The organism is Streptomyces sp. SAS_281 (assembly GCF_052542855.1).
Genome location: NZ_JBMNDO010000051.1, coordinates 21,949 through 44,711, shown reverse-complemented (window position 1 = coordinate 44,711; position 22,763 = coordinate 21,949). Strand labels below are relative to the sequence as shown.

Below are 22,763 nucleotides of genomic sequence, written 5' to 3'. Positions count from 1 at the left end.
CCGAGGACCGGCGGCGGCCGTGCGGCGCCTCTCCTCGTCTGTTGTTGTACGTCCAGGTTACTGAGGTTGCCCCCGGTCCCGCACGTACGGCAAAGGGAGCGGCTCCCAGAGTGAGGGAACCGCTCCCTTGCGCAGCGGTCTTACTTGGCGCCGCCGGCCGCACCGCGGCGGATGCCGAGGCGGTCGACGAGCGCACGGAAGCGCTGGATGTCCTTCTTGGCCAGGTACTGCAGGAGGCGGCGACGCTGGCCGACCAGGATCAGCAGACCACGACGGGAGTGGTGGTCGTGCTTGTGCGTCTTGAGGTGCTCCGTCAGGTCCGAGATGCGGCGCGAGAGCATGGCGACCTGGACCTCGGGGGAACCGGTGTCGCCCTCCTTCGTCGCGAACTCGGTCATGATCTGCTTCTTCGTAGCGGCGTCGAGCGGCACGCGGTACTCCTCTTGGTGTTCGATGCGCCCACGAGTGCCCCTGGTCTGGTTCTCAGGGGAGCTTGGGTGACTCGGGAGCGAGGGTCCGATGAGCGCAGCTCCCAGAGCGAACCGGGAACGCGTACACAAACGGCCACAGCCAGACTACCAGCCGCCCGGACCGGCCCCTCCGGTCGTCAGCCGGTGAGCGCCCTCGCGCGCGTGTAGAGGTCCAGGACCCCGAGGCAGAGGGGGACGAGGGAGAGCAGGAGCGCGCTCTCGGCCAGGTCCAGGAATCGGCCCCAGAACGGGGAGAGGCCCTTGCGCGGGACGGTCGCCCCGGCGGCGGCGAGCAGTACGGCGCCGACGACGAGCGCCGCGCACAGTCCGGTCGTACGGGGATACAGGGCCGGGTCGTCTCCCCGGGCGGTGAGGGCGAGGCCGGTGACCGGGGCGGCGAGCGCGCCGATGCCCGCGGCCAGCAGGCAGGCGACCTGGGCGGTGTAGCGGAAGAGGCGGGCGCGGAGCAGCAGCGCGAGCGCGGCCGCGAGTGCGAGGAGCCGGGCCCAGGTGTTGGCCGAGGCGCCGAGGACGACTGCCGCGGAGGCGGCCAGGCCCGCGCAGCCCCCGGCCAGGCCGAGCAGCAGTTCGTGGCCGCGCCGGGCCCGGTCCGCGACGAGGCGGGTGTCGACGGGGGCGACGCGAGGGGGCTCCTCCGGGTCCTCGTCCTCGTCGCCGAAGGGGCCCGTCGGCGACGGCGCGGCGTACCCCATCGGGAGCCGGGCGAAACGGGCCGAGAGGCCGGGCAGGAACGCGATGAGTCCGAGGGCGGCGGGGACGCAGACGGCGGCCGTGGCGGTCGCGGACGCCTCGGTGAGGATCGCGGCGAACGCGGCCAGCGCACCGGCGCCGGCGAGGAAGGCGGCGCCGGCGAAGGGGGCGTCGCCGCACGGGGCGAGCGCGGTGAGGGCGGCCGAGACGACGAGGACGGCGGCGCAGCCGAGCAGGAACTGCAGCCGTCCGGCTCCCGTGCCCGGATGCGGGGCGATGAGGCCGGATCCGGCGAGGAGGACGAGCGGCAGGGCGCCCAGGCCGAGCGCGGCGGCGGTCACGCGGTCGGAGTGGACCCGGGCGCGTACGGCGGCGACGGTGGCCGACAGGAGTCCGGCGACGCCCGCGACGGCTCCGGGCGGTCCGTGCATGTCGTGGCGCACCGGGTCGGCCCGCCACAGGACGAGGGCCGCCAGGAGGAGGAGCAGCGCGCCCGCGGCCGGGGCCGCGCCGCGCAGCAGCTCGTCGCTCCACAGGTGGCGGTCGCGGCCGGTGGCCGACGCGATGGCATCGGCGACGTCGTCGAAGACGGGCGGGGGGAGCGAGGCGGCGAAGGGGCGCAGGGTGAGGATGTCGCCGTCGAGGACGCGTTGCGCGGCGAGGGTGCGGGCGCCGTCCAGGACCGTTCCGTCGAGCCGCACGAGGTGGTGGCCGGGGGGTGCGGTGGCGGGCCCTGCCGGTCCGGTGAGGCGCAGGATCTCGGGCCAGATGTCGGCGGCGGCGATGTCCTCGGGCAGGGCGACGTCGATGCGGCTGTCGGGCGTGACGACGGTGACGCGGCGGAAGCCGGTCGTTGCGGTCGGACTCACGTGTCGGGGGCCCCTGTTCGTCGCTGGTCGGCGGTGTCCGCACGATGGGCGGGCCACCCTATCGGGCGGATCGGGGCGAAGGCTGACAGTGCGTAGGATCACGGGCGCTTCGGGGCAGGGGATGTCCCTCCGGCGCGCGCACGCGCCGGTCGGCTCTTCCCCTTTCCGTCCCGTCCCACACGCCTCCGCACCCAAGGATCGATGCACCGGTGAGTCAGATCGTCGTGAAGCGTCCGCCCCGCCTGCTGCCGCCGGAAGTTCCCACGAACGAGGTGTTGTTGGAGCCCCCTCCGGTGCTGCCGCGCGGGCAGCGCGAGGGGGTGCTGATGCAGCTTCTTCCGGTGCTGGGCATGGCGTCGTCGGTGGTGTTCTTCTTCTCGCCGCAGGCGCCGCCGTTCATGCGGATCATGGGTGTGCTGATGCTGGTGTCGACGCTGGCGATGGTGGTGGCCCAGGTGGTGCGGTACCGGCGCGGTACGCAGGGGCGGACGGCGGACGCGCGGGGCGACCACCTCGCCCGGCTGGCGCGGGTCCGCCGTGCGGTGCGGCGGACGGCGCGGCTCCAGCGCGACGGTCTGCTGTTCACCCATCCCGCCCCCGACCAGCTGTGGGCGGTGGTCGCGGGCGGCAGCCGGGTGTGGGAACGGCGGCCCGGCGACGCGGACTTCGGGGTGGTTCGGATCGGGCTCGGCAGGCAGCGGCTCGCGACCCCGTTGGCCGTGCCGGAGCACGCTCCGGGTGAGCCGGAGCCGGTGTGCGCGGACGCGGTGCGGCGGTTCGTGGCGGTGCACGGCTCCCTGGACGGCCTGCCGTTGTGCGTTCCGCTGCGGGAGGCGTACCGGGTGCGGCTGAGTGGGCCGGCGGAGCCGGTCAGGGCGGTGGCGCGGGCGCTGGTGGCGCAGTTGGCGGTGTTGCACTCGCCCCGGGACCTGGTGGTGGCGGTGGTGGTCGCGCGGGACGCTGCGGTGTGCTGGGAGTGGGTGAAGTGGCTGCCGCATGTCCAGGTGCCCGGTGAGGTGGACGGTGCCGGTGCGAAGCGGCTGTTCGCCCGGGAGCCGGGCGGGCTGGAACCGCTGCTCGGCCCTCTGCTGGAGGGGCGCGGGCGCTTCGCGCCGGAGGGGATGCCGCTGCCGGACCGGCCGCACGTCGTCGTGGTGCTGGACGGGGCGGGGGTGGCCCGGGGTTCGGTGCTGGGTGCGGCGGGGGGCGTGGAGGGGGTGACGCTGGTCGAGGTGGTTCCGGGTGACGCGGAGGGACCGCGCGGTGCTCTGTGTGTTCGGGTGCGTCCGGGTGTGCTGGAGGCGGAGTGCGGGGTGGGTGTGCCGGACGGGCTGTCGCTGCCGGCGGCGGAGGCGCTGGCCCGGCGGCTCGCTCCGTTACGGGCCGGTGGGCGGGACGGGGACGAGCCGCTGCTGGCCGCGCTGGACTTCACGGATCTGCTGGACCTGGGCGACGCGGGGGCGGTGGAGGTGGAGCGGACCTGGCGGCCCCGGCCGGTGGCGGAGCGGCTGCGGGTGCCGATCGGGGTGGGCGAGGACGGTGTCCCGGTGGTGCTCGACCTGAAGGAGTCGGCGCTCGACGGGATGGGGCCGCACGGGCTGTGTGTGGGCGCGACCGGTTCGGGGAAGTCCGAGCTGCTGCGGACGCTGGTGCTCGGTCTTGCCGTCACTCATTCCTCCGAAACGCTGAACTTCGTACTCGCCGACTTCAAGGGCGGGGCGACGTTCGCGGGGATGGCTGGGATGCCGCATGTGGCCGCCGTCATCACGAATCTGGCCGACGACCTGGCGCTGGTCGACCGGATGGGCGACGCGCTGCGCGGGGAGCTCCAGCGTCGTCAGGAACTGCTGCGGGCGGCGGGCAACTTCGCCGGCATCCATGACTACGAGCGGGCCCGGGCGGCGGGCGCCGCGCTGGAACCGCTGGCGACGCTGGTGCTGGTCATCGACGAGTTCTCCGAACTTCTGACCGCCCAACCCGACTTCATCGAGACGTTCATCCGGATCGGGCGCATCGGCCGTTCGCTGGGTGTGCATCTGCTGCTGGCGTCCCAGCGCCTTGAGGAGGGGAGGCTGCGGGGTCTGGAGACCTATCTCTCGTACCGGATCGGGTTGCGCACGTTCTCGGCGGAGGAGTCGCGGGCCGCGCTGGGTGTACCGGACGCGTACGACCTGCCGCCGGTGCCCGGTTCGGGGTTTCTGAAGACCGGTACGCGGGAGCTGACCCGCTTCAGAGCGGCGTACGTCTCGGGGCCGTACCGGCAGGGTGGGCCCGGGCGGGCTGCCGGGGAGGGGCCCGGCGGCCTCGCGCCGGCGCTGTTCAGCGCGCTGCCGGTGCCCGTGCCGGTGTCTGCTTCTGCTTCTGCTTCTGCTTCTGCTTCTGTGCCAGAGGTGCGCGGGGACGACGCGGTCCCGGAGTCAGTGCTCGACGTGGTGGTGCGGCGGCTTGAGGGGCAGGGTGTGCCCGCCCATCAGGTGTGGCTGCCTCCGCTGGACCGGGCGCCGGGGCTGGACGCGCTGCTGCCGGACCTCGGTACGGACCCCGAGCGCGGGTTCACCGTCGCGGGGGACGGCGGACGTGGCGGGCTGGTCATTCCGCTCGGGCTCGTGGACAAGCCGTTCGAGCAGCGGCGCGAGGTGCTGTTCCAGGACTTCTCCGGGGCGGCGGGGCACATGCTGGTGGTCGGCGGGCCGCGGTCCGGCAAGTCCACGGTACTGCGCACGCTGGTCATGTCCTTCGCGCTCACCCACACCCCGCGTGACGTCCAGTTCTACGGGCTCGACTTCGGCGGTGGCGCGCTCGCGTCGCTGTCGGACCTGCCGCACGTCGGCTCGGTCGCCTCACGGCTGGATCCCGAACGCGTGCGGCGTACGGTCGCGGAGGTGGCCGGGGTGCTGCGGGCCCGTGAGGAGGCGTTCCGGGCGCGGGGCATCGGTTCCATGGCCGCGTACCGGCGCGAGCGGGCCCGGGGCGGTCTGCCCGGTGAGGCGTGGGGCGACGTCTTCCTCGTCGTGGACGGCTGGGGCGGTTTCCGTACGGAGTACGAGGAGTTGGAGCCCGTCATCACCGACATCGCGGCCCGGGGTCTCGGTTACGGGGTCCATGTGGTGCTCACCGCCGCTCGTTACCTGGAGGTGCGGGCCGCGCTGAAGGACCACCTGGCCGGGCGGCTCGAACTGCGGCTCGGTGACGTGTCGGACTCCGAGTTCGACCGGAGGGTCGCCGCCCGGGTGCCCGCCGGTGTTCCGGGCCGGGGCCAGGTGGCGGAGGGGCTGCATTTCCTGGCCGCGGCGCCGTGCCTGGGCCCGGTGGAGGACGCGGCCGGTCTCCCGGACCGTACGGCGGAGCTGGCCGGGCGGATCCGGGCGGACTGGGCGGGTCCACCGGCCCCGCCCGTGCGGCTGCTGCCCGCAGTCGTCCCCGCCGAGCGGCTGCCCAAGGGGGACGAGTTCCCGGAGCGGGGGGTCGCGATCGGCGTCGCCGAGTCCGATCTGGAGCCGGTGTTCGTGGACTTCGACGCCGATCCCTTCCTTCTGGTGTTCGGGGAGAGTGAATCGGGGAAGACGGCTCTGCTCCGGCTGCTCGCCCGGCAGATCGCCCGCCGCTACTCCCCCGACGAGGCGAAGCTCGTCGTCGGGGACTACCGGCGGGGGCTGCTGGGCGCCCTGCCGGAGAGCCATCTGCTGGAGTACGCGCCGACGCCGGACGCGCTCGCGACGCATATGGAGGCGCTGGCCGGGGTGTTCGCGCGACGCCGGCCTCCGGCCGATGTCACGCCCCGGCAGTTGCGGGAGCGCAGTTGGTGGACGGGCCCGCGGATCTTCGTCGTCGTGGACGACTACGACCTCGTCGCGACGGGCACGGGCAGCCCTCTCGCTCCTCTCGCGGACTGTCTGCCGTTCGCGCGGGACACCGGGGTGCGCTTCGTCGTCGCGCGCAACTGTGCCGGCGCGTCCCGCGCGATGTACGAGCCGTTTCTCCAGCGGATCAGAGAGCTGGGCGCGCAGGGGGTCGTGCTGTCGGGCGACCCCGGGGAGGGCGATCTGGTCGGCTCGGTGCGTGCCCGCCCGATGCCGCCGGGACGCGCGTGCATGGCGACCCGGCGCGGCGGGAAGAGCCTCGTGCAGACCGGCTGGCTGCCGGAGCGGGGTTGAGCGTCGGGGCGGCCGCGGGGGTTCGGCGGAGCGGGTCCCCGGCCGCCGTGTTGCCTGTACGGTGCCGTGCAGAGGCAGGTACGGAAAGGAGCCCTCACGATGGGCACGCAGGCGGAGAAGGACGAGCTGTACGCACTCGACATCTCGGGGGTGGAATGGCTGTGTGCTCCCGGGACGGAGCAGGAGGAGGAGCGCGTCGAGATCGCGCACCTTCCCGGCGGCGCGGTGGCCATGCGGTCCTCTCTGGACCCGGACACGGTGCTCAGGTACACGGAGGCCGAGTGGCGCGCGTTCGTTCTCGGTGCGAGGGACGGCGAGTTCGACCTTCCGTAGGCGTCGCCGGGTGGGTGCGGGGCACGTTCGGGTGAACGTGCCCCTCCGTACGTCCGGGCCCGGGGGCCCGGCATGCCGGCCCCGGCCCCTGTCAGTAGGCCTCGGTGAAAAGGCGCGAGGACCGGAGGTCCGTGGCCCGGTAGTGGTCCTTGCCGCTCTCGATGAGCCTCGCGACCTCGTCGAGCCGGCCCCTCATGTGGTCGGCCTTGTTCCGGTACTTGTGCTGGAGGGTCACGTACTCGGCGTGCGCCTGGCCGTCCCAGGTGTCGGTGACGACCTTGAGCGCGGCGTCCATCTCCTCCAGGTCCCGGCAGATGTTCCGTGAGACCGCGCGGATGCGGTTGGCGACCTCCTGGACGCTCTCGTACCTGACCTTGGTGTGCGGGTCGTGCCCCATCGGTTTCCTCTGGTCGTGTCGGGCGAACGGTGCCGGGTTCAGACGCCGTTCAGTGCGGAGGTGCCACTCGCGGAAGCCGGTTCCCGCACCGCCCTGAAGGCGGCGCGGACCTCCTCGTCGTTCGCGTTGCTGAGGTTCCTGGTGCCGTCGACGGCGTTGAGCAGTACGCCGAGGAGGCGCCGGATCTCGTCGTGGTCCTCGTTGACCACGAGCTGGGCGGAGGTGAACCCCGAGGCGCCCGCGCCGGTCCAGCCGGCCCCCACCGTCGCGAGGACGTCGGCCAGCTCGCGGGCCTGCCGGGACACCGCCTCGGCCGTGTGGACGATCTTGTTCCTGGCCTGGACGACCGGGTCGTCGGCGAGCGCGAATCCACCCGTGGGGCTGGTCATACGAGGTCCTCTCTCTGGGCCGTTCAGGCGGCTCAGGCTAGCTATTCCGGCGTCCTTCCCCGGCCGCGGTGGAGGCCCCTCGGGGGTGTGCGAGGAGGGTTTCCGGGGGCTCTCGGGCTCATCCCGTACGCCGTCGGCGCAGCTCCCGTGCGACGGCCGCCGTGCCCGCCACCGCGCCGGTCAGCAGGACCGTGAGGGCCATGGCCCAGGCGGCGTAGCGGCGGTCGCGCCGTTGCGGGGTGTCCGCGGCGGACAGCGGTGCCGGGTCGGGTGCGCCGGCCCCGGAGGGCGGGCCGTCGGGGTGCGGCGCGTCCTGCGGGGTGTCGTCGCCGGACAGCGCGCGGACCGGGTCGACTACACCCCATCCGACGAAATCGTCACGGCCGTTGACGGAGCGTTCCGCGGTCTGTTCGATGCGGGCGGCGATCTGCGCGGCCGTCCAGCGCGGGTACTTGGCGCGCATCAGTGCGGCGACCGCGCTCACGTAGGGGGCGGCGTAGCTGGTCCCGCTGTCCGCGCAGTGGCCTCGGCCGGGGGCGGTGGAGACGATGTCGACGCCCGGCGCGGCGACGTCCACGAAGCTCCCGGGCCGGGAGAAGGGGGCTCGTTCGTTGTCGCGGCCGGACGCGGCGACGGCGAGGACCCCGTCGAACGCGGCCGGGTAGGCGGGCGTTCGGGTCGGGCGGGCGCCGTTGTTGCCGGCGGAGGCGACGACCACGACGTCCCGGCGGACGGCATCGGCCACCGCGCGGCCCAGGGCGGAGCCGGGAGTCTGCGGGCGGACGGTCTCCTGCGAGATGTTGACCACGTGGGCGTGCCGGGCGACGGCGTGGCGGATCGCGGCGGCCAGTGACGCGTCGGTGCCGTGGCCGCGCGCGTCGTTCTGGCGGACCGGGATGACGGTCGCTCCGGGGGCGAGCCCGACGAAGCCGGTCCCTGCGCGGGGGCGGGCCGCGATGATGCCGGCGACGCGGGTGCCGTGGCCCACCGTGTCGCCGGTGCCGTCGCCGCCGGGTCGCAGCGTGTCGGCGCCGGCGGTGACCGCGCCGGCGAGCTGGGGGTGGGTGTCGTCCACCCCGGTGTCGATCACGGCGACGCGGATGCCCTCGCCCCGGGTGTCGTGCCAGAGCTCGTCCAGGAGCACCCGCTGCAACGGCCAGGGGCGGCCCTCGAACCGCCGGTTCGCCGGGAGGACGCACGCACCGCCGTCCGGACCGGTGACCGCGTGCGAGGGCTGGGCCGCGGCGAGGACGGCCAGTGCGGCGAGGGCCGCCGCCGGCCGGGTGGCCGTCCGGTGCGCCACGTCAGGAACCCTGCGGGCGGCGCGCGCCGGTGGTGTCGAGCCGTGGGCCGCGGGGAAGGAACTCCGACCATTCGGCGGGTACGAGGGCGGGCTTCACGTCCTCGTACCCGAGCCGGGTCTGCGCCTCTCCGGCCCGCCCCGGAGTTTGAGGGGCGCCTCCGGTGGAGAGCGGGGAGTGCCCGGGGTCGCCGTCGCCGTTCCCCCGAACCGCGTACCGCAACCCCGTGTCCGTCACCAGGAAGAGTGATCCCTGGGGCCTGGTCTGGCGCCCCCGGACCTGGGTGTAGAGGAGCCCGCTGCCCGGGGTGACGTAGGTGCTGGTGCCGCCCTCGCCGACGGCGGCGGGGTACGTGGTCCCCGCCCAGGTGCTCAGGGTGGTGCGGCCCCTGCCGTCCGTCGCGCGCAGTACGGAGCAGACGGTGCTCCGGTGCGCGGTGTCGACGCGGACGGCCTTGCGGGCGGGCCAGTGCGCGGCCTGGCCGGCGAAGGGTGCCGGGTCGGACACGAAGTCCTGGAGCCCCGCCGGGTAGGCGCTGCCGGCCTGGTCGAGGGCGGCGGTCTGCGGAGAGTTGACGATCAGCCAGGCGGTGAACTCGGAGACGCGCTGCGCCCGGCCGTCGAGCACCACGTGGTACGCGGTGCCCGCGCCGTCCCTGGACCGCAGCACCGCGCCGACACGGTTCTCGCGGGCCGACAGGTGGCCCGCGATACGGGCGGGGGCGCCGATCTCGCCCGGGACGACGGGGAAGGCGACGGGGCTGCCGGTGTGCAGGGTGGCGAGCCAGTCGCCGGTGACGGCTCGCGGCCGGGCGCGCCCGACCAGGGCGTCGGTGAGGTGCCCGAGGTCGCCGGGCCGCTCGTCCACGCGGTATTTGGTGCCACGGGCGTCCACGAGGTACCGGGTGCCGTGCGGGTCCTGTACATAGAGGACCTGGCCGCCGGTGAGCCGGTTCGGGCCCTCCGTCAGCCGGTGGTCGCGGGCGGCGAGGACGAAGCCGGCCTTCCGCACACCGGTGCCTCCGCCTCCCGGCCGTACGCAGACGGCCCACCGCTTGGCGGTGCCCGCGTCCCGCTTGCCGGGTAGCCGGTCGGGGGCGTACGGGATCCCGATGACCGGTCCGCGTGGGGGCTTGCCCGCGTCGAGGATGTCGTCGGCGACCTGGACGACGCCGTAGTCGCCGGGGTCGAGCAGCAGCCGGGCGGACGCGAGGTTCAGAACGGGGTGCAGCCGGGTACGGCGATGGGCGCCCCGGCCCGTGGTGAGCACCACGTAGCGGGTGGTCGACGTCCTGCCGACGACGACCTTGGCGCCGGGGCGGTCCCAGCCCTTGGGCGCGACCGGGCGGAACATGCCGTACGCGCCGAACCCGGCGAGGAGCAGGGCGCCGGTGAGCACACCGGGGAGGACGGCGCGCAGTGGGCGCGGGGCTCCCTCGTCGGAGCCGTCCGGTGAGGGCTGCAGGAAGGCGGCCAGGGCTCGTCTCTTCGCAAATGTGTACGTGTTCAGCTCGTCCCGTCGGGTCACCATGGCCCGGCCCGCCTTCCCTCTCCGCCCGCGCCGCACACCTGCGGGCGCTCACCGCACACGCTTCGGCGGGGCTCCCCGCTGTCGGCGACCACTATGCCGCCCGTAACCGGGTGTTGGCCGAATACCGGTACGCTGTGCGCTTCCGCCGGAGGTTCGGCCGGACGGGTGCGGCGCGGGTCGGAACGGCGCGGACGGGGGCAGGGGACGATGGCGAACAGGGGTGGCGCGCGGCTGAACCGGCGGGCCGGGCCGATCGGCACTTTTCGATTGCAACAGCTGGTTCTGTTCGAAGTGGCGGTGGCGGTCCTGCTGTGTGCGTGGGTCGCCGGACCCGCGCTCCTGGGCCCTGCGGGGATGGCGGCCGCGCTGCTCGTGGTCCTCGCCGTCGTGCGCAGACGACGCCGCTCCCTTCCGGCCTGGCTGGGCACGGTCGTCGCGTTCCGGGCGCGGAACCGGAGGGCAGCCTCACGGATGGCGGCGGCCGGACCGGGCCCCTGGTCCCCGGTGGCGCCGCTGAGCGAGTGCGTACCGGCCCTGCGCACCTGTTCGTTCACGCACCGGGACCGGCGGCCGGTGGGCATGGTCGGCGACGACACGCACCTCACCGTGGTGGTGCGGGTGGACGCGGAGGACACGGTGGTGCGGGCGGACCGGACCGTGCGTCCGCTGCCGCCGGGGCTCGTCCGGGACGTGATGGACGTCGACGGCATCCGCCTGGAATCGGCGCGGATCGTGCAGCACACCCGGCCCGCCCCCGCCCCGCACCTCCCCCGCGACGCGGTAGCCGCGCTCAACTACGCCCCGCTCCAGGCCCGTACGGGGTCACCGGCGGTGCGGATCACCTGGGTCACGCTGACGCTCGACCCGGAACTCTGCCCGGAGGCCGTACGCATGCGGGGCGGCGGCCTGACCGGGGCGCAGCGGTGCCTGTCGCGGGCCGCCGACCAGTTGTCCGGCCGGCTGGCCGGGGCGGGGTTCGGCGCGACGGTGCTGACGGAGCAGGAGCTCGGTGCCGCGCTCGCCACCGCCGCCTGCGCGGACGCCACGACGGCCCCCCGTGCCGACGGGCCCCCGAGGCCCGTCCGCCGCACTCGGGAGACCTCGCGGACGTGGAGCTGCGACGGGCGCCGGCACACCGCGTACTGGGTGCGCCGGTGGCCGCGCTCCGGTGATGTGCCGATGCCCCGGCTGGTCGCGCTGCTCACCTCGGTACCGGCGCTGGCCACGACGTTCAGCCTGACGCTGGCGCGGGGCGACCGGCAGGAGGTCGCCGCCGCGGGGTACCTGCGGATCAGCGCGCGCACCGGCGACGAACTCCGGTCGGCGCGAGGAGAACTGGAGCGTCTGGCACGCGGGGTGCGGGTCTCGCTCGTACGGCTGGACCGCGAGCAGCTGCCCGGGGTGCTCGCCACGCTCCCGCTCGGCGGGGCCCGCTGATGGCGGCGGCGCCCGGGCGGGTGCGGGGCCGGCTGGGGTTCGGTCCGGTCGGTCCGCGTCGGCGGCGGTACACCGTCGGCCCCGAGCAACTGGCCTCGCTGGGGTTGCCGGTGGGCGACGACGGGGTGGTGATCGGCGAGGACGAGGAGGGCTTGCCCGCCGTCCTCGGCCTCAACCGCCCTTCCTCGTACGACGTCACGCTCGTCGGCGGGCTGTGGACGGTGCAGGTGCTCGCGCTGCGGGCAGCGGCGACAGGGGCGCGGATCGCGGTGGAGACGGGGCGGGCGCACGCCTGGGCGAGCCTGGTCCGCGCCGCCGCCGGCAACGGGTGCGTCGCGCTGCACGAGGTCGGCCGGGTGCCGCCGCTGGGCCCCTCGGCGGCCTCGCCGGTCGTCGTCGTACGGGACTGCGGCATGCGCCCGCCGCCCGGACGGGCCGTGTCCGGGCCGTGGCAGTCGGTCCTGACCCTGTTGCCGTATCTCGGCCCGGCCGCGCCCGCGCTGACGGAGAAGGCGTCGCTGGTGGGCGTGCAGCGGGTGTCACCCGGGGAGGCGGAGACGGCCGGGCGCCTCCTGCGGCTGCCGGCCGGCACGGTCAGCGCGCTGCCCGCCCTGGCGGACGGGGTCACACTCTGGTGCACGCGGCGGGAGAGTCGGCTGGTGACGACCCGGGCGACCGACGCGGAGACGGGGCTCCTGGGCGCCGCGCGCCGGGTGGACTGACGGGCGTACCCCCGGGGGATCACAAGGGTGCGCTCCGGGTGCGACGGACGGGATTCCCGATGCAGTTGTGCCTGTTTGACCGCTTTGGGTTTCACTCCCTGTCGCACTCAGTCCACTTGGGTGCACTACGTGACGTACGGGACAGCGTTCGCGGCGCTGTACGGCCTGCCGTGGCGGGGCCCATGGCGATTAGGCTGGGTCCGGACGCGGCGGAGAACCTGTGGGCAGGCCTTGTGCGTCCCAGGGGGAGAGCCGGGCGGTTCGCGTTACGGGAACGCCCCCACCCACCACGGCACAAGGGTGCTCGACCACACCAGGAGGCAAAGTGAACGGCGATCGGGACGAGATGCGCGGGGGCTGGGACAAGCCCGTCGACGAGTCGTCCGACGCGGAGCCCGCCGAGACGACGGGTGAGTTCACCATCGACTACACCCCGCCCGCCTGGTACACGCAGAACGCGCCGGGCGACTCCTCGGGCGGCACCGGTACGCCGCCGGCATCGCCCCCGCCGCCGAGCGGGGACCCGGTGCCGCTGCCGCCGCCCCCGGCGCAGCGCGGCTTCGACCCCGAGTGGACCCCCGCCCCGCCGGACACCGGCGACCTCGACAGCGGCGCCACCATGCGCTTCTCGGCCTCCGCGCTGAAGCGGGAGATCGAGGAGCGGGAACGCGCGGAGCGCGAGGCGGAGACGGACGCCGGGGCGGTGGACGGCGACGCGCCGTCCGCTGCCGACGGCGTCGACGACGCGTCCGAGGCCGCCGACGCCGTTCCGGACGACGCGGCGGCGGGTACGCCCGGCGCGGATCAGGAGGAATCCTGGGACGACGTCCTGGGAAGGGTCTTCGACTTCGAACCCGAGGCGGCGGAGGACAGCCCGACGCCCGCGGACGCGACCGGAAGCACCTCCGCGGCCGAGGACGGCGAGGAGAGCGGCAAGGCCGACCTCGCCCCGGCCGCCGGCGCGCCCTCGGAGCCGTACAGCCCGAAGCCGCACGACGCGGAGCCGGCCGACGCGGAGCCGGCCGACGTCGTGCTCTCGGATGACGCGCCCTCGGACATCGAGCCCTCCGACTCCGAGGCCGTGCTCTCGGATGACGCGCCCTCCGACGCCGTGACCTCCGGCGCCGTGACCTCCGGCGAGGCCCCCGCGGTCTCCGGCGAGGCGGACTCCCCCGAGCCGGACGACGAAGCTCCGGTGACCGGCGCCACCTCCTCGGACGCGGCGCCCCGCGACGTACCGGCGGACAGCGCGCCCCAGGACGCCTCGCCGTCCCCCTGGGCACCGGCCGCCCCCTCGCAGGGCGGTCTCCCGCCGCTGCCGCCCGCCTTCCAGCCGGCCGCCCAGCAGCAACCGCAGGCACCGCAGCCGCAGGCACCGCAGCCCGAGCCCGCCCAGCCGCAGGTTTCCCAGGCCCAGGCCCCCGCCCCGCAGTCCGGCTACGGCTTCCCCCGGCAGGCACCGCAGCCGCACCAGCCGGAACTTCAGCCCCAGCAGCCCCTCCCGGCCGCCAACCTCCCGGCACAGCGCCCGCAACCGCCCGCACCCCAGGCCCCGCAGGCACCCCAGCCGCAGGCTCCCTGGTCCGCGCAGCAGCCGCCCCAGTCGGCCCAGCAGCCCCAGCCCCAGCCCCAGCCCCAGCCCCAAGGCGGCTACGGCTTCCCGCAGGGCGCCCAGCCCACGGCCCAAGGCACCCCCGCCCAAGGCACCCCGGCCCCCGACGCCGGCACCCCGAACCTCCCGGCGCAGGTCCAGCCGGAGCCGCAGCCGCAGCAGCCCGTCGACCCCCGGGCCGGCACCTCCTGGCCCACCCCCGCCCCTCGCGATCCGCGTGCCGCGGGCGGCGCCCCGCTCGGGTACACCGCGGCCGTGGAGCTCACCTCCGATCGGCTCATCCGGGGCAAGCAGAAGACCCGCAGCAGCCGCAACCCCACGGGCGCCTCGCGCTTCAAGCTCGGAGGGAAGAAGGAGGAGCAGGAGAGGCAGCGCAAGCTGGAGCTCATCCGTACGCCGGTGCTCTCCTGCTACCGGATCGCGGTGATCAGTCTCAAGGGCGGCGTCGGCAAGACCACCACGACCACCGCACTCGGCGCGACCATGGCCAGCGAGCGGCAGGACAAGATCCTCGCGATCGACGCCAACCCGGACGCCGGCACGCTGGGCCGGCGGGTGCGCCGCGAGACCGGCGCGACCATCCGCGACCTCGTGCACGCGATCCCGCACCTCAACTCGTACATGGACATCCGGCGGTTCACCTCGCAGGCGCCCTCCGGGCTGGAGATCATCGCCAACGACGTGGACCCGGCGGTCTCCACGGCCTTCAACGACGAGGACTACCGGCGCGCGATCGGCGTGCTCGGCAAGCAGTACCCGATCATCCTCACGGACTCGGGAACCGGTCTGCTGTACAGCGCGATGCGCGGTGTGCTGGACCTGGCCGATCAGCTGATCATCGTCTCGACGCCCTCGGTCGACGGCGCGTCCAGTGCGTCCACGACCCTGGACTGGTTGTCGGCACACGGGTACGGGGAGCTGGTCCAGCGGTCCATCACCGTGATCTCCGGCGTCCGCGAGACCGGCAAGATGATCAAGGTCGACGACATCGTGCAGCACTTCCGGACGCGCTGCCGCGGGGTCGTCGCCGTGCCGTTCGACGAGCACCTCTCGGCCGGTGCGGAGGTCGACCTCGACATGATGCGGCCGAAGACCCGGGAGGCGTACTTCAACCTCTCCGCCCTGGTCGCCGAGGACTTCGCGCGCGCCCAGCAGCAGCAGGGGCTGTGGACGTCGGACGGCAGCGGCCCGCCGCCGCAGTACGCCCCGCCGCTCCCGGGCCGGCAGATCCCCGGACAGCAGGCCCCGGGCCAGCAGCCGTACGCCCTCCAGCAGCCGCAGCAACCCCAGCAGCCCGGCCACCCCCAGTACCCCGGACAGCCGTACGCGCCGCAGCAACCCGGTCAGCCCTATCCGCAGCCCCAACAGCCGCACCCGCAGCAGCCGTACGGCGGCCAGCAGCCCTATCCGCAGCCGGGCCCCGGCGCCGGGCAGCAGTGGCAGCAGCAGCCGGCCCAGGACCAGCAGCCGTACCAGCAGCCCCCGGCCCAGGCCCAGGCCCAACCGCAACCCCAGCACGACCAGCCAGGACACCCCGAACTGCACGGTCCCGTACCGCCCGCCGGATGGCAGCAGCAGCCGCCGCCAGCGCCTCAACAGTAGGGCGTCAGAGGTCTGAACCAATGAGGGTCCGCATCGCCTCCGCGATGCGGACCCTCTTGGCATATCCGCAGACCACACGCCGTTTCTGGGACCGTTGACGCGGCTCGACCGCCGCTGATAAACCTTCGCAACACCAGCCGGCGAACCGAAGTTCAACACGCCTTCCCGTGCGAGTCATGACACGAGGTCCCAGACCATGGTCGTAAGAGTTCCGTCCTCCTCCGCCCCGCCACGCTCACGTCTGCGGGTGCTCCTGGCCTCCGGTGCCGCCGCCCTCGCTCTCGCGGCCGGGTCCGTCGTACCTGGAATGCCCCTCGGGGCCGCGCCCCAGCAGGCGCAGGCCGCCGACAGCGGAAACAAGACACTGACCGTCGCGGTCGCTCAGAGCGTCGACTCCCTGAGCCCGTTCCTCGCCCAGAAGCTGCTGAGCACCAGCGTCTCGCGGCTCATGTACGACTTCCTGACGAACTACGACGCCAAGGACAACCACGCCATCCCCGGCCTGGCGACCAAGTGGGAGCCCTCCGCCGACAAGCTGACGTGGACGTACACCATTCGGAGCGATTCGAAGTGGTCCGACGGGCAGCAGGCGACCGCCGAGGACGCCGCCTGGACCTTCAACAAGATCATGGACGACGAGGCCGCGGCCCAGGCCAACGGCAGCTTCGTCACCAACTTCAAGAAGGTCACGGCCCCCAGCCCCACCAAGCTCGTCATCGAGCTCAAGGAGCCGCAGGCCACCATGGCCGCGCTCGACGTGCCGATCGTGCCGAAGCACGTGTGGGAGAAGGTCGGCGACTTCTCGAAGTTCAACAACGACACGAAGTTCCCCGTCGTCGGCAACGGCCCGTTCATCCTGACGGACTACAAGGTCGACCAGTACGTGAAGCTCAAGGCCAACAAGAACTTCTGGCGCGGGGCGCCCAAGTTCGACGAGCTGGTCTTCAAGACGTACAAGGACCAGGACGCCGCCGTCGCCGCCCTCCGCAAGGGTGAGGTCTCCTTCGTCGCCGGTTCGCCCGCGCTGACGCCCGCTCAGGCGAACTCGCTCAAGGGCGACAAGAACATCAAGGTCAACGAGGGCCCCGGCCGCCGTTTCTACGCGCTGGCCACCAACCCCGGCGCGCGGACCAAGGACGGCAAGAAGTTCGGCAACGGCAACAAGGCACTGCTCGACCAGAAGGTGCGCCAGGCGCTGTTCCTGTCGATCGACCGCGAGACGATCATCGACAGGGTGTTCCAGGGGCACGCAGTCGAGGGCAAGGGCTACATTCCGCCGCGCTTCTCGGCGTACGCCTGGGAGCCCTCCGCCGACCAGGCGCTGAGCTACGACCCCGACAAGGCGGCGAAGCTGCTGGACGAGGCGGGCTACAAGCTCAAGGGCGACCAGCGCGTCGGCAAGGACGGCAAGCCGCTCGACCTGCGCATCCTGTGCCACGCCACCGACCCGAACGACAAGGCGGTCGGCAAGTACCTGAAGGAGTGGTGGGGCAAGCTCGGCATCGGGCTGAAGGTCGACTGCCTGGACGACGTCTCCGTGCCCTGGTACGCCGGTGAGTACGACCTCGCCTTCGACGGCTGGTCGGTCAACCCGGACCCGGACTTCGTCCTCGGCATCCACACCTGCGCCGCCCTGCCCACCAAGGCCAAGGCGAGCGCCGCCACCGACAACTTCATCTGCGACAAGTCGTACGACGAGCTGTACAAGAAGCAGCTCGCCGAGTACGACCCCGCCAAGCGGGCCGAGATCGTCGGGCAGATGCAGTCCTGGCTGTACGACTCCGGGTACATGAACGTCATGGCCTACCCGAACGCGGTCGAGGCGTACCGCACCGACCAGATCAAGTCGATCACGACCATGCCCGAGGCGGCCGGCAACATCTACGGCCAGGACGGTTACTGGAGCTGGTGGTCGGCCGTGCCCGCGAGCGGCGACGGCGGCTCGGAGGGCAGCAGCTCCGGCTCCTCCACCGGTGTGATCATCGGAATCGTGGTGGCGGTCGTGGTCCTCGCAGGTGGCGGGTTCCTGATCTCGCGGCGCCGCCGCACCAGCGCGGACGATCGCGAGTAGGTTCTCGAACGGGATGCGAGGAACCGGCCGGCGCGGGTGCGGTAGGCCCGTGCCGGCCGGTTCTTTCCAGGAACGACACGAGTAACGAGAGTTCCCCATGACAGCTGACAGCACTCCGGCGCTCGTGCAACAGGCGGACGCGGCCACGGACGGCCCTCCGGCCGGCCCCTCGGCCGCACGCGGTCCACGGGCGCGCAACACCACGGCCTATCTGAAGTATGTGGCCGCCAAGATCGCGGGCGCCGTCGTCTCGCTGTTCGCGGTTCTGGTCACCAGCTTCTTCCTCTTCCGGCTCATTCCGAGCGACCCGGTCAAACAGATGACGGGCGGCCGACGCGTCTCGGCCGAACAGCTGGAGTCGATGCGCCACCAGTTCGGGCTCGACCAGCCGATGTGGCAGCAGTTCACCAGCTACATCGGGGACGCGCTCACCGGCGACTTCGGTGACTCGTACGCGTACCACGCACCGGTCATCGACAAGATCGTGGAGAAACTGCCGGCGACGCTGCTCCTCACCGGCACCGCCTACGTCCTCTACAGCCTCATCGGCCTCTGGCTCGGCACCCGCACCGCCTGGCGCAACGGCTCGGCCGGCGACCGGTTCAACACGGCGCTCGCGCTCACGCTGTACTCGGTGCCGTCGTTCTGGCTCGGGCTGCTCCTGATCATCGTCTTCTCGGTGGGCGTCGGTCCGATCCCGGGCATGTTCCCGACGGGCGGGATGTCGTCGGGCGACACGAGCGGCCTGGATTACGTCATCGACGTGGCGCATCACATGGTGCTTCCGGTCATCACCCTGGTGGCGGTCGGATACGCGCAGACGCTGCTGGTGATGCGGTCCTCGCTGCTGGACGAGATGGGCAGCGACTATCTGACGACGGCCCGTGCCAAGGGGCTGCGGGACGACGTCGTGCGCCGCAAGCACGCCGTGCCCAACGCGATGCTGCCCACCTTCACGCTGATGTTCGTCAACCTGGGGCATGTGGTCGCCGGGCAGATCCTGGTGGAGACCGTGTTCTCCTGGCCGGGCCTCGGCTCCCTCTTCTACCAGGGCCTCAGCACCCCCGACCTGCCACTCGTCCAGGGCCTGTTCTTCGTCTTCGCCACCGCGGTGATCCTGGCGAACACCCTTGCCGATGTGCTGTATCCGCTGCTCGATCCCCGGGTGGGCCGATGACCACGACCGATTCCATGCCCACGCCGACCCCGGCGTCGGCCCCGCCCGAGCCCGTCCGGAGCGCCCGCGCCCTGGCCCGGGCCCGCAAACGCCAGTCCGCGGCCCGCTTCTGGCGGGAGTACCGCACCCACAAGGGCGGCCTGTGGGGCCTCGGCGGCCTGGTGCTCATCGCCCTGGTGGCCCTGGCCGCGCCCCAGCTCGTCGGCGCCGACTCGGAGAGCGTCACCGAGGCGTCGGGCGGCGCGCTCGAATCGCCGAGCGGTGAGTTCCCGCTCGGCACCGACCAGTTCGGGCGCAGCGTGCTCGCGCTGCTCGTGTGGGGTGCGCGCGTCTCCCTGACGGTGGGGCTGCTCGCGGCGTTCCTGTGCGTCGCCATCGGCACGATCGTCGGGATCGTCGCGGGCCACTTCCGCGGCTGGTACTCGACGGTGCTGATGCGGGTGACCGACTGGTTCCTGGTGATGCCGACGCTGGTTCTCGCGGTCGCCCTCGCCTCGGTGATGGACCGCTCCCTGTGGACCATCGTCATCGCGATCGGCGTGACGACCTGGCCGACCACCGCCCGCCTGGTGCGGGCGCAGACCCTCGCCGTGGAGTCCCGCCCGTACATCGAGCGCGCCCGCGCGCTGGGTGGCGGCCACGGCCACGTCATGCTCCGGCACGTCCTGCCGAACGTGATGCCGCTGGTGCTCGCCCAGACCACGCTGGCCATCTCCAGCGCGATCCTGAGCGAGGCCACGCTGGCCTTCCTCGGCCTCGGTGACCCGACCATCACCTCGTGGGGCAGCATGCTCCAGGACGCGCGCGCCGCGGGGGCCGTGAGCGCCGGCGACTGGTGGTACCTGGCACCGCCCGGCATCGCCATCGCCCTGGTGGCCCTGGCGTTCACCCTGTGCGGCCGCGCGATCGAGTCCGTCCTCAATCCCAAGCTGGGGGTGGCCCGTTGAGTACGACGAGCATCCGCAAGACGCCTCTTCTGGAGGTACGCGACCTGACCGTGACGTACGCCGGCGGGGCGCAGGCCGTCCGCGGCGTGAACCTCCGGGTCGAGGCCGGGCGCAAGCTGGGCATCGCCGGGGAGTCCGGCTGCGGCAAGTCCACGCTGGCGCTGGCCCTGCTGCGGCTGCTGCCCGCGGGGACGAAGGTGACCGGCGAGATCCTGCTGAACGGCGAGGACGTCCTCGCCATGAAGTGGGGCCAGGTCAGGGCCGTGCGCTGGGCGGGCGCGTCGATCGTCTTCCAGGGCGCGATGCACTCGCTGAACGCGGTGCACCGCATCGGGGACCAGATCGCCGAGCCGATCCTGCTGCACAAGAGGACGACACCGGCGGCGGCCCGGAAGCGCGCCGGCGAGCTGCTGGAGCAGGTAGGGCTGCCCGCGGCCCGGACGGACGCCTATCCGCACGAGCTGTCCGGCGGGCAGCGGCAGCGCGTGATGATCGCGATGGCGCTGGCCTGCGATCCGGGCCTGATCATCGCCGACGAGCCGACGACGGCCCTTGACGTGATGATCCAGGCCCAGATCCTGCGCCTCATCGAGGAGCTGGTCTCCGAGCAGGACCTCGGCCTGGTCATGATCAGCCACGACCTGGCGGTGCTGTCCGACACCTGCGACCGGCTCGCCGTGATGTACGCGGGCCGGGTCGTCGAGGAGGGCCCCGCCTCCGAGGTCTACGAGGGCGCGCACCACCCGTACAGCAGGGCCCTGTCGGGCGCCTTCCCGCGCATCGGGGACCCGGCGTCCCGGTTCGCGCCGCAGGGCCTGCCCGGCGACCCGCCCGACCCGTCGGCGCTGCCGGCCGGCTGCACCTTCCACCCGCGCTGCGCCCTGGCCCTGGACTCCTGCGCCACGCAGGACCAGGAGCTGCGGGAAGCGGGCCCGGGGCGGCAGGCCGCGTGCGTGCTGGTGGGCCCGGAGGGGGCGGCGGCGCCGGTCCTTCCGGGCGCCGAGGAAGCGAGGAGCACATCATGACGACGACCCCCGTGGACCTGCTCAGCGCGCAGGGGCTCCGGATCACCTTCCCCGGCCGGCACGGAGCCGCACCGGCACGCGCGGTGGACGGGGTGGATCTGGACATCAGGCCCGGCGAGATCGTGGCCCTGGTCGGCGAGTCGGGGTGCGGCAAGACGACGCTGGCCCGCTCCCTGCTGGGCCTGGTCCCGCCCACGGCCGGGCAGATCACGTTCGACGGGAAGCCGCTGGACTACGGGAGCCGGGCGCTCAAGGCGTACCGCAAGCGCGCCCAGCTGGTCCTCCAGGACCCCAGCGGCTCGCTGAACCCGCGCCACACGGTGTACGACGCGGTGGCCGAGGGCCTGCGCATCCACGGCTACGCGGGCGACGAGCGGCAGGCGGTGCACGACGCGCTGTCGCGGGCCGGGCTGCGTCCGCCGGAGCGGTTCTTCCTGCGCTACCCGCACGAGTTGTCGGGCGGTCAGCGCCAGCGCGTCGTGATCGCGGGGGCGCTGGTCCTGGAGCCGGAGCTGATCGTGGCGGACGAGCCGGTGGCCTCGCTGGACGCGTCGGTGCGGGGCGAGATCCTGGCACTGCTGCTGCGGCTGCGCGAGGAGCTGGGGCTCTCCGCGCTGGTCGTGACGCATGACCTCGGTCTGGCGTGGAACATCGCGGACCGGGTCGCGGTGATGTATCTGGGCCGCATCGTGGAGACGGGAGACGTCGAGCAGATCCTGACGGCCCCGCGCCATCCGTACACCCAGGCGCTGCTGTCGGTGCTGCCGGAGGCGCCGGGCGACCCGGTCGTGCTGACGGGTGAGCCGCCGGACCCGTCGCGGGTGCCGTCCGGCTGCCGCTTCCACGCCCGCTGCCAGGTGCTGGCCTCGGGCGAGGCGGAGCGGGCGGGCGTCGCGGACGCGTGCCGTACGCAGGACCTGCCGGTCCTGTCGGGCGGCGGGGAGACGCAGGTGGCGTGTCACTGGGCCACGGCGAAGGTCACCGCGCCGACTGCCTGACGGGCGGTACGGGTTTCCCGGCCGGGCCGGCCGGGAAACCCGTCGCGGTCAGTCCTGCTCGGCGGCGGCGACCAATTCGCCGCAGCGCTTCACGTCGGCGGCCATCGCCACCAGTAGGTCGTCGATCGTGTCGAACTTCAGCATCCCGCGTACGTACGCCAGGAAGTCCACGGCCACGTGCAGGCCGTACAGGTCGAGGCCGACGCGGTCGATGGCGTACGCCTCCACCGTGCGCTCGGTGCCGTCGAACTGCGGGTTGGTGCCGACCGAGATCGCGGCGGGCATCGCCTCGCCGTTCGCGTGCAGCCAGCCCGCGTAGACGCCGTCGGCGGGGATCGCGGTGTGCGGGAGGGTTTCGACGTTCGCGGTGGGGAAACCCAGCTCACGGCCGCGCTGCGCGCCCCGGACGACGACGCCCTCGACACGGTGCGGGCGGCCCAGGATCTCGGCGGCCCCGGCCACGTCCCCCTCGGCCACCAGGCGCCGGGTGAGCGTGGAGGAGAACGGCTCGCCGCCGCCCGCCTCGCCGCTCACCCGCAGGTCGATGACCTCGACGCGGTAGTCGTGCTCCGCGCCCAGCTCGGCCAGCAGCTCGACGTTCCCCGCGGCCCTGTGGCCGAAACGGAAGTTGGGGCCCTCGATGACCAGCTGGGCGTGCAACTTGTCGACCAGCACCTTCGCGATGAAGTCGGCCGGGGCGAGCCGCGAGAACTCCGTGGTGAACGGCAGGATCAGCATCGCGTCCACGCCCAGCTCCGCCATCAGCTCGGCGCGCCGGTGGTGCGGGGCGAGCAGCGGCGGGTGGCTGCCGGGCCGGACGACCTCGCTGGGGTGCGGGTCGAAGGTCACGACGACCGACGGCACGCCCAGCGCGCGCGCCCGCTCGACGGCGCGGCCGATGATCAGCTGGTGTCCCCGGTGCACCCCGTCGTACGAGCCGATGGTGACGACGCTGCGCCCCCAGTCCTGGGGGATGTCCTCCAAGCCTCGCCAGCGCTGCACTCTGACCGCTCCTCGC

17 protein-coding genes are annotated in these 22,763 nt (G+C 73.4%); 10 read left to right on the top strand and 7 right to left on the bottom strand.

Annotated elements, in window-relative coordinates:
• Positions 1-140 precede the first annotated feature (140 nt).
• Entirely contained in the window at positions 141-431 is a 291-nt protein-coding gene (rpsO, locus tag ACN6LM_RS20460) for a 30S ribosomal protein S15 (RefSeq protein WP_018102307.1), read from the bottom strand.
• A gap of 176 nt (positions 432-607) precedes the next feature.
• Positions 608-2,050, bottom strand: coding sequence for a type VII secretion integral membrane protein EccD (gene eccD / locus ACN6LM_RS20455; RefSeq protein WP_445066824.1), 1,443 nt, complete (start codon positions 2,048-2,050; stop codon positions 608-610).
• A gap of 209 nt (positions 2,051-2,259) precedes the next feature.
• Between eccD and eccCa the strand changes: the two genes are divergently transcribed.
• Both eccCa and ACN6LM_RS20445 read left to right on the top strand, forming a co-directional pair.
• Positions 2,260-6,204, top strand: coding sequence for a type VII secretion protein EccCa (gene eccCa, locus ACN6LM_RS20450; RefSeq protein ID WP_445066823.1), 3,945 nt, complete (start codon positions 2,260-2,262; stop codon positions 6,202-6,204).
• 99 nt (positions 6,205-6,303) lie between these two features.
• Positions 6,304-6,537: a DUF397 domain-containing protein gene (locus ACN6LM_RS20445; protein ID WP_361029265.1), complete on the top strand. Its 234-nt coding sequence runs from the start codon at positions 6,304-6,306 to the stop codon at positions 6,535-6,537.
• Between the two features lie 91 nt (positions 6,538-6,628).
• On the opposite strand, the gene ACN6LM_RS20440 is transcribed toward ACN6LM_RS20445, so the two are convergent.
• From ACN6LM_RS20440 to eccB, 4 genes are all read right to left on the bottom strand, one after another.
• Positions 6,629-6,934, bottom strand: coding sequence for a WXG100 family type VII secretion target (locus ACN6LM_RS20440; RefSeq protein ID WP_445066822.1), 306 nt, complete (start codon positions 6,932-6,934; stop codon positions 6,629-6,631).
• Positions 6,935-6,972: 38 nt separating this feature from the next.
• Positions 6,973-7,323 carry a hypothetical protein gene (locus ACN6LM_RS20435; RefSeq protein WP_445066821.1) on the bottom strand — a complete coding sequence of 117 codons (351 nt, stop codon included), beginning with the start codon at positions 7,321-7,323 and terminating at the stop codon, positions 6,973-6,975.
• 118 nt (positions 7,324-7,441) lie between these two features.
• A complete protein-coding gene (mycP, locus tag ACN6LM_RS20430) occupies positions 7,442-8,626 on the bottom strand; it encodes a type VII secretion-associated serine protease mycosin (protein ID WP_445066820.1) in 1,185 nt (394 codons plus the stop codon).
• Between the two features lies 1 nt (position 8,627).
• The gene (eccB, locus tag ACN6LM_RS20425) at positions 8,628-10,154 is read right to left on the bottom strand and encodes a type VII secretion protein EccB (protein WP_445066819.1); all 1,527 of its coding nucleotides are present in this window, start codon (positions 10,152-10,154) and stop codon (positions 8,628-8,630) included.
• 267 nt (positions 10,155-10,421) lie between these two features.
• Between eccB and eccE the strand changes: the two genes are divergently transcribed.
• The 8 genes from eccE to ACN6LM_RS20385 all read left to right on the top strand — a co-directional run bounded on the left by eccE (position 10,422) and on the right by ACN6LM_RS20385 (position 21,745).
• A complete protein-coding gene (gene eccE, locus ACN6LM_RS20420; protein ID WP_445066818.1) occupies positions 10,422-11,591 on the top strand; it encodes a type VII secretion protein EccE in 1,170 nt (389 codons plus the stop codon).
• A complete protein-coding gene (locus tag ACN6LM_RS20415; RefSeq protein WP_445066817.1) occupies positions 11,591-12,313 on the top strand; it encodes a hypothetical protein in 723 nt (240 codons plus the stop codon). Before eccE ends, ACN6LM_RS20415 begins: the two co-directional genes overlap by 1 nt.
• Positions 12,314-12,638: 325 nt before the next feature.
• Entirely contained in the window at positions 12,639-15,527 is a 2,889-nt protein-coding gene (locus ACN6LM_RS20410) for an SCO5717 family growth-regulating ATPase (protein ID WP_445066816.1), read from the top strand.
• A gap of 196 nt (positions 15,528-15,723) precedes the next feature.
• Positions 15,724-17,598 carry an ABC transporter substrate-binding protein gene (locus ACN6LM_RS20405; protein WP_445066815.1) on the top strand — a complete coding sequence of 625 codons (1,875 nt, stop codon included), beginning with the start codon at positions 15,724-15,726 and terminating at the stop codon, positions 17,596-17,598.
• Between the two features lie 97 nt (positions 17,599-17,695).
• On the top strand, positions 17,696-18,775 hold the full coding sequence (locus tag ACN6LM_RS20400) for an ABC transporter permease (RefSeq protein WP_365685690.1): 1,080 nt from the start codon (positions 17,696-17,698) through the stop codon (positions 18,773-18,775).
• Positions 18,772-19,722: an ABC transporter permease gene (locus ACN6LM_RS20395; RefSeq protein WP_445066814.1), complete on the top strand. Its 951-nt coding sequence runs from the start codon at positions 18,772-18,774 to the stop codon at positions 19,720-19,722. The genes ACN6LM_RS20400 and ACN6LM_RS20395 overlap by 4 nt, the downstream gene beginning before the upstream one ends.
• Positions 19,719-20,747 carry an ABC transporter ATP-binding protein gene (locus ACN6LM_RS20390; RefSeq protein ID WP_445066813.1) on the top strand — a complete coding sequence of 343 codons (1,029 nt, stop codon included), beginning with the start codon at positions 19,719-19,721 and terminating at the stop codon, positions 20,745-20,747. The genes ACN6LM_RS20395 and ACN6LM_RS20390 overlap by 4 nt, the downstream gene beginning before the upstream one ends.
• Positions 20,744-21,745 (top strand): oligopeptide/dipeptide ABC transporter ATP-binding protein, encoded by a 1,002-nt coding sequence (locus ACN6LM_RS20385; protein ID WP_445066812.1) that lies wholly within the window; start codon positions 20,744-20,746, stop codon positions 21,743-21,745. Before ACN6LM_RS20390 ends, ACN6LM_RS20385 begins: the two co-directional genes overlap by 4 nt.
• A 48-nt stretch (positions 21,746-21,793) precedes the next feature.
• Here the strand turns inward: ACN6LM_RS20385 and ACN6LM_RS20380 are convergent, their stop codons facing one another.
• A complete protein-coding gene (locus tag ACN6LM_RS20380; RefSeq protein ID WP_445066811.1) occupies positions 21,794-22,747 on the bottom strand; it encodes a bifunctional riboflavin kinase/FAD synthetase in 954 nt (317 codons plus the stop codon).
• Positions 22,748-22,763: the final 16 nt, after the last annotated feature.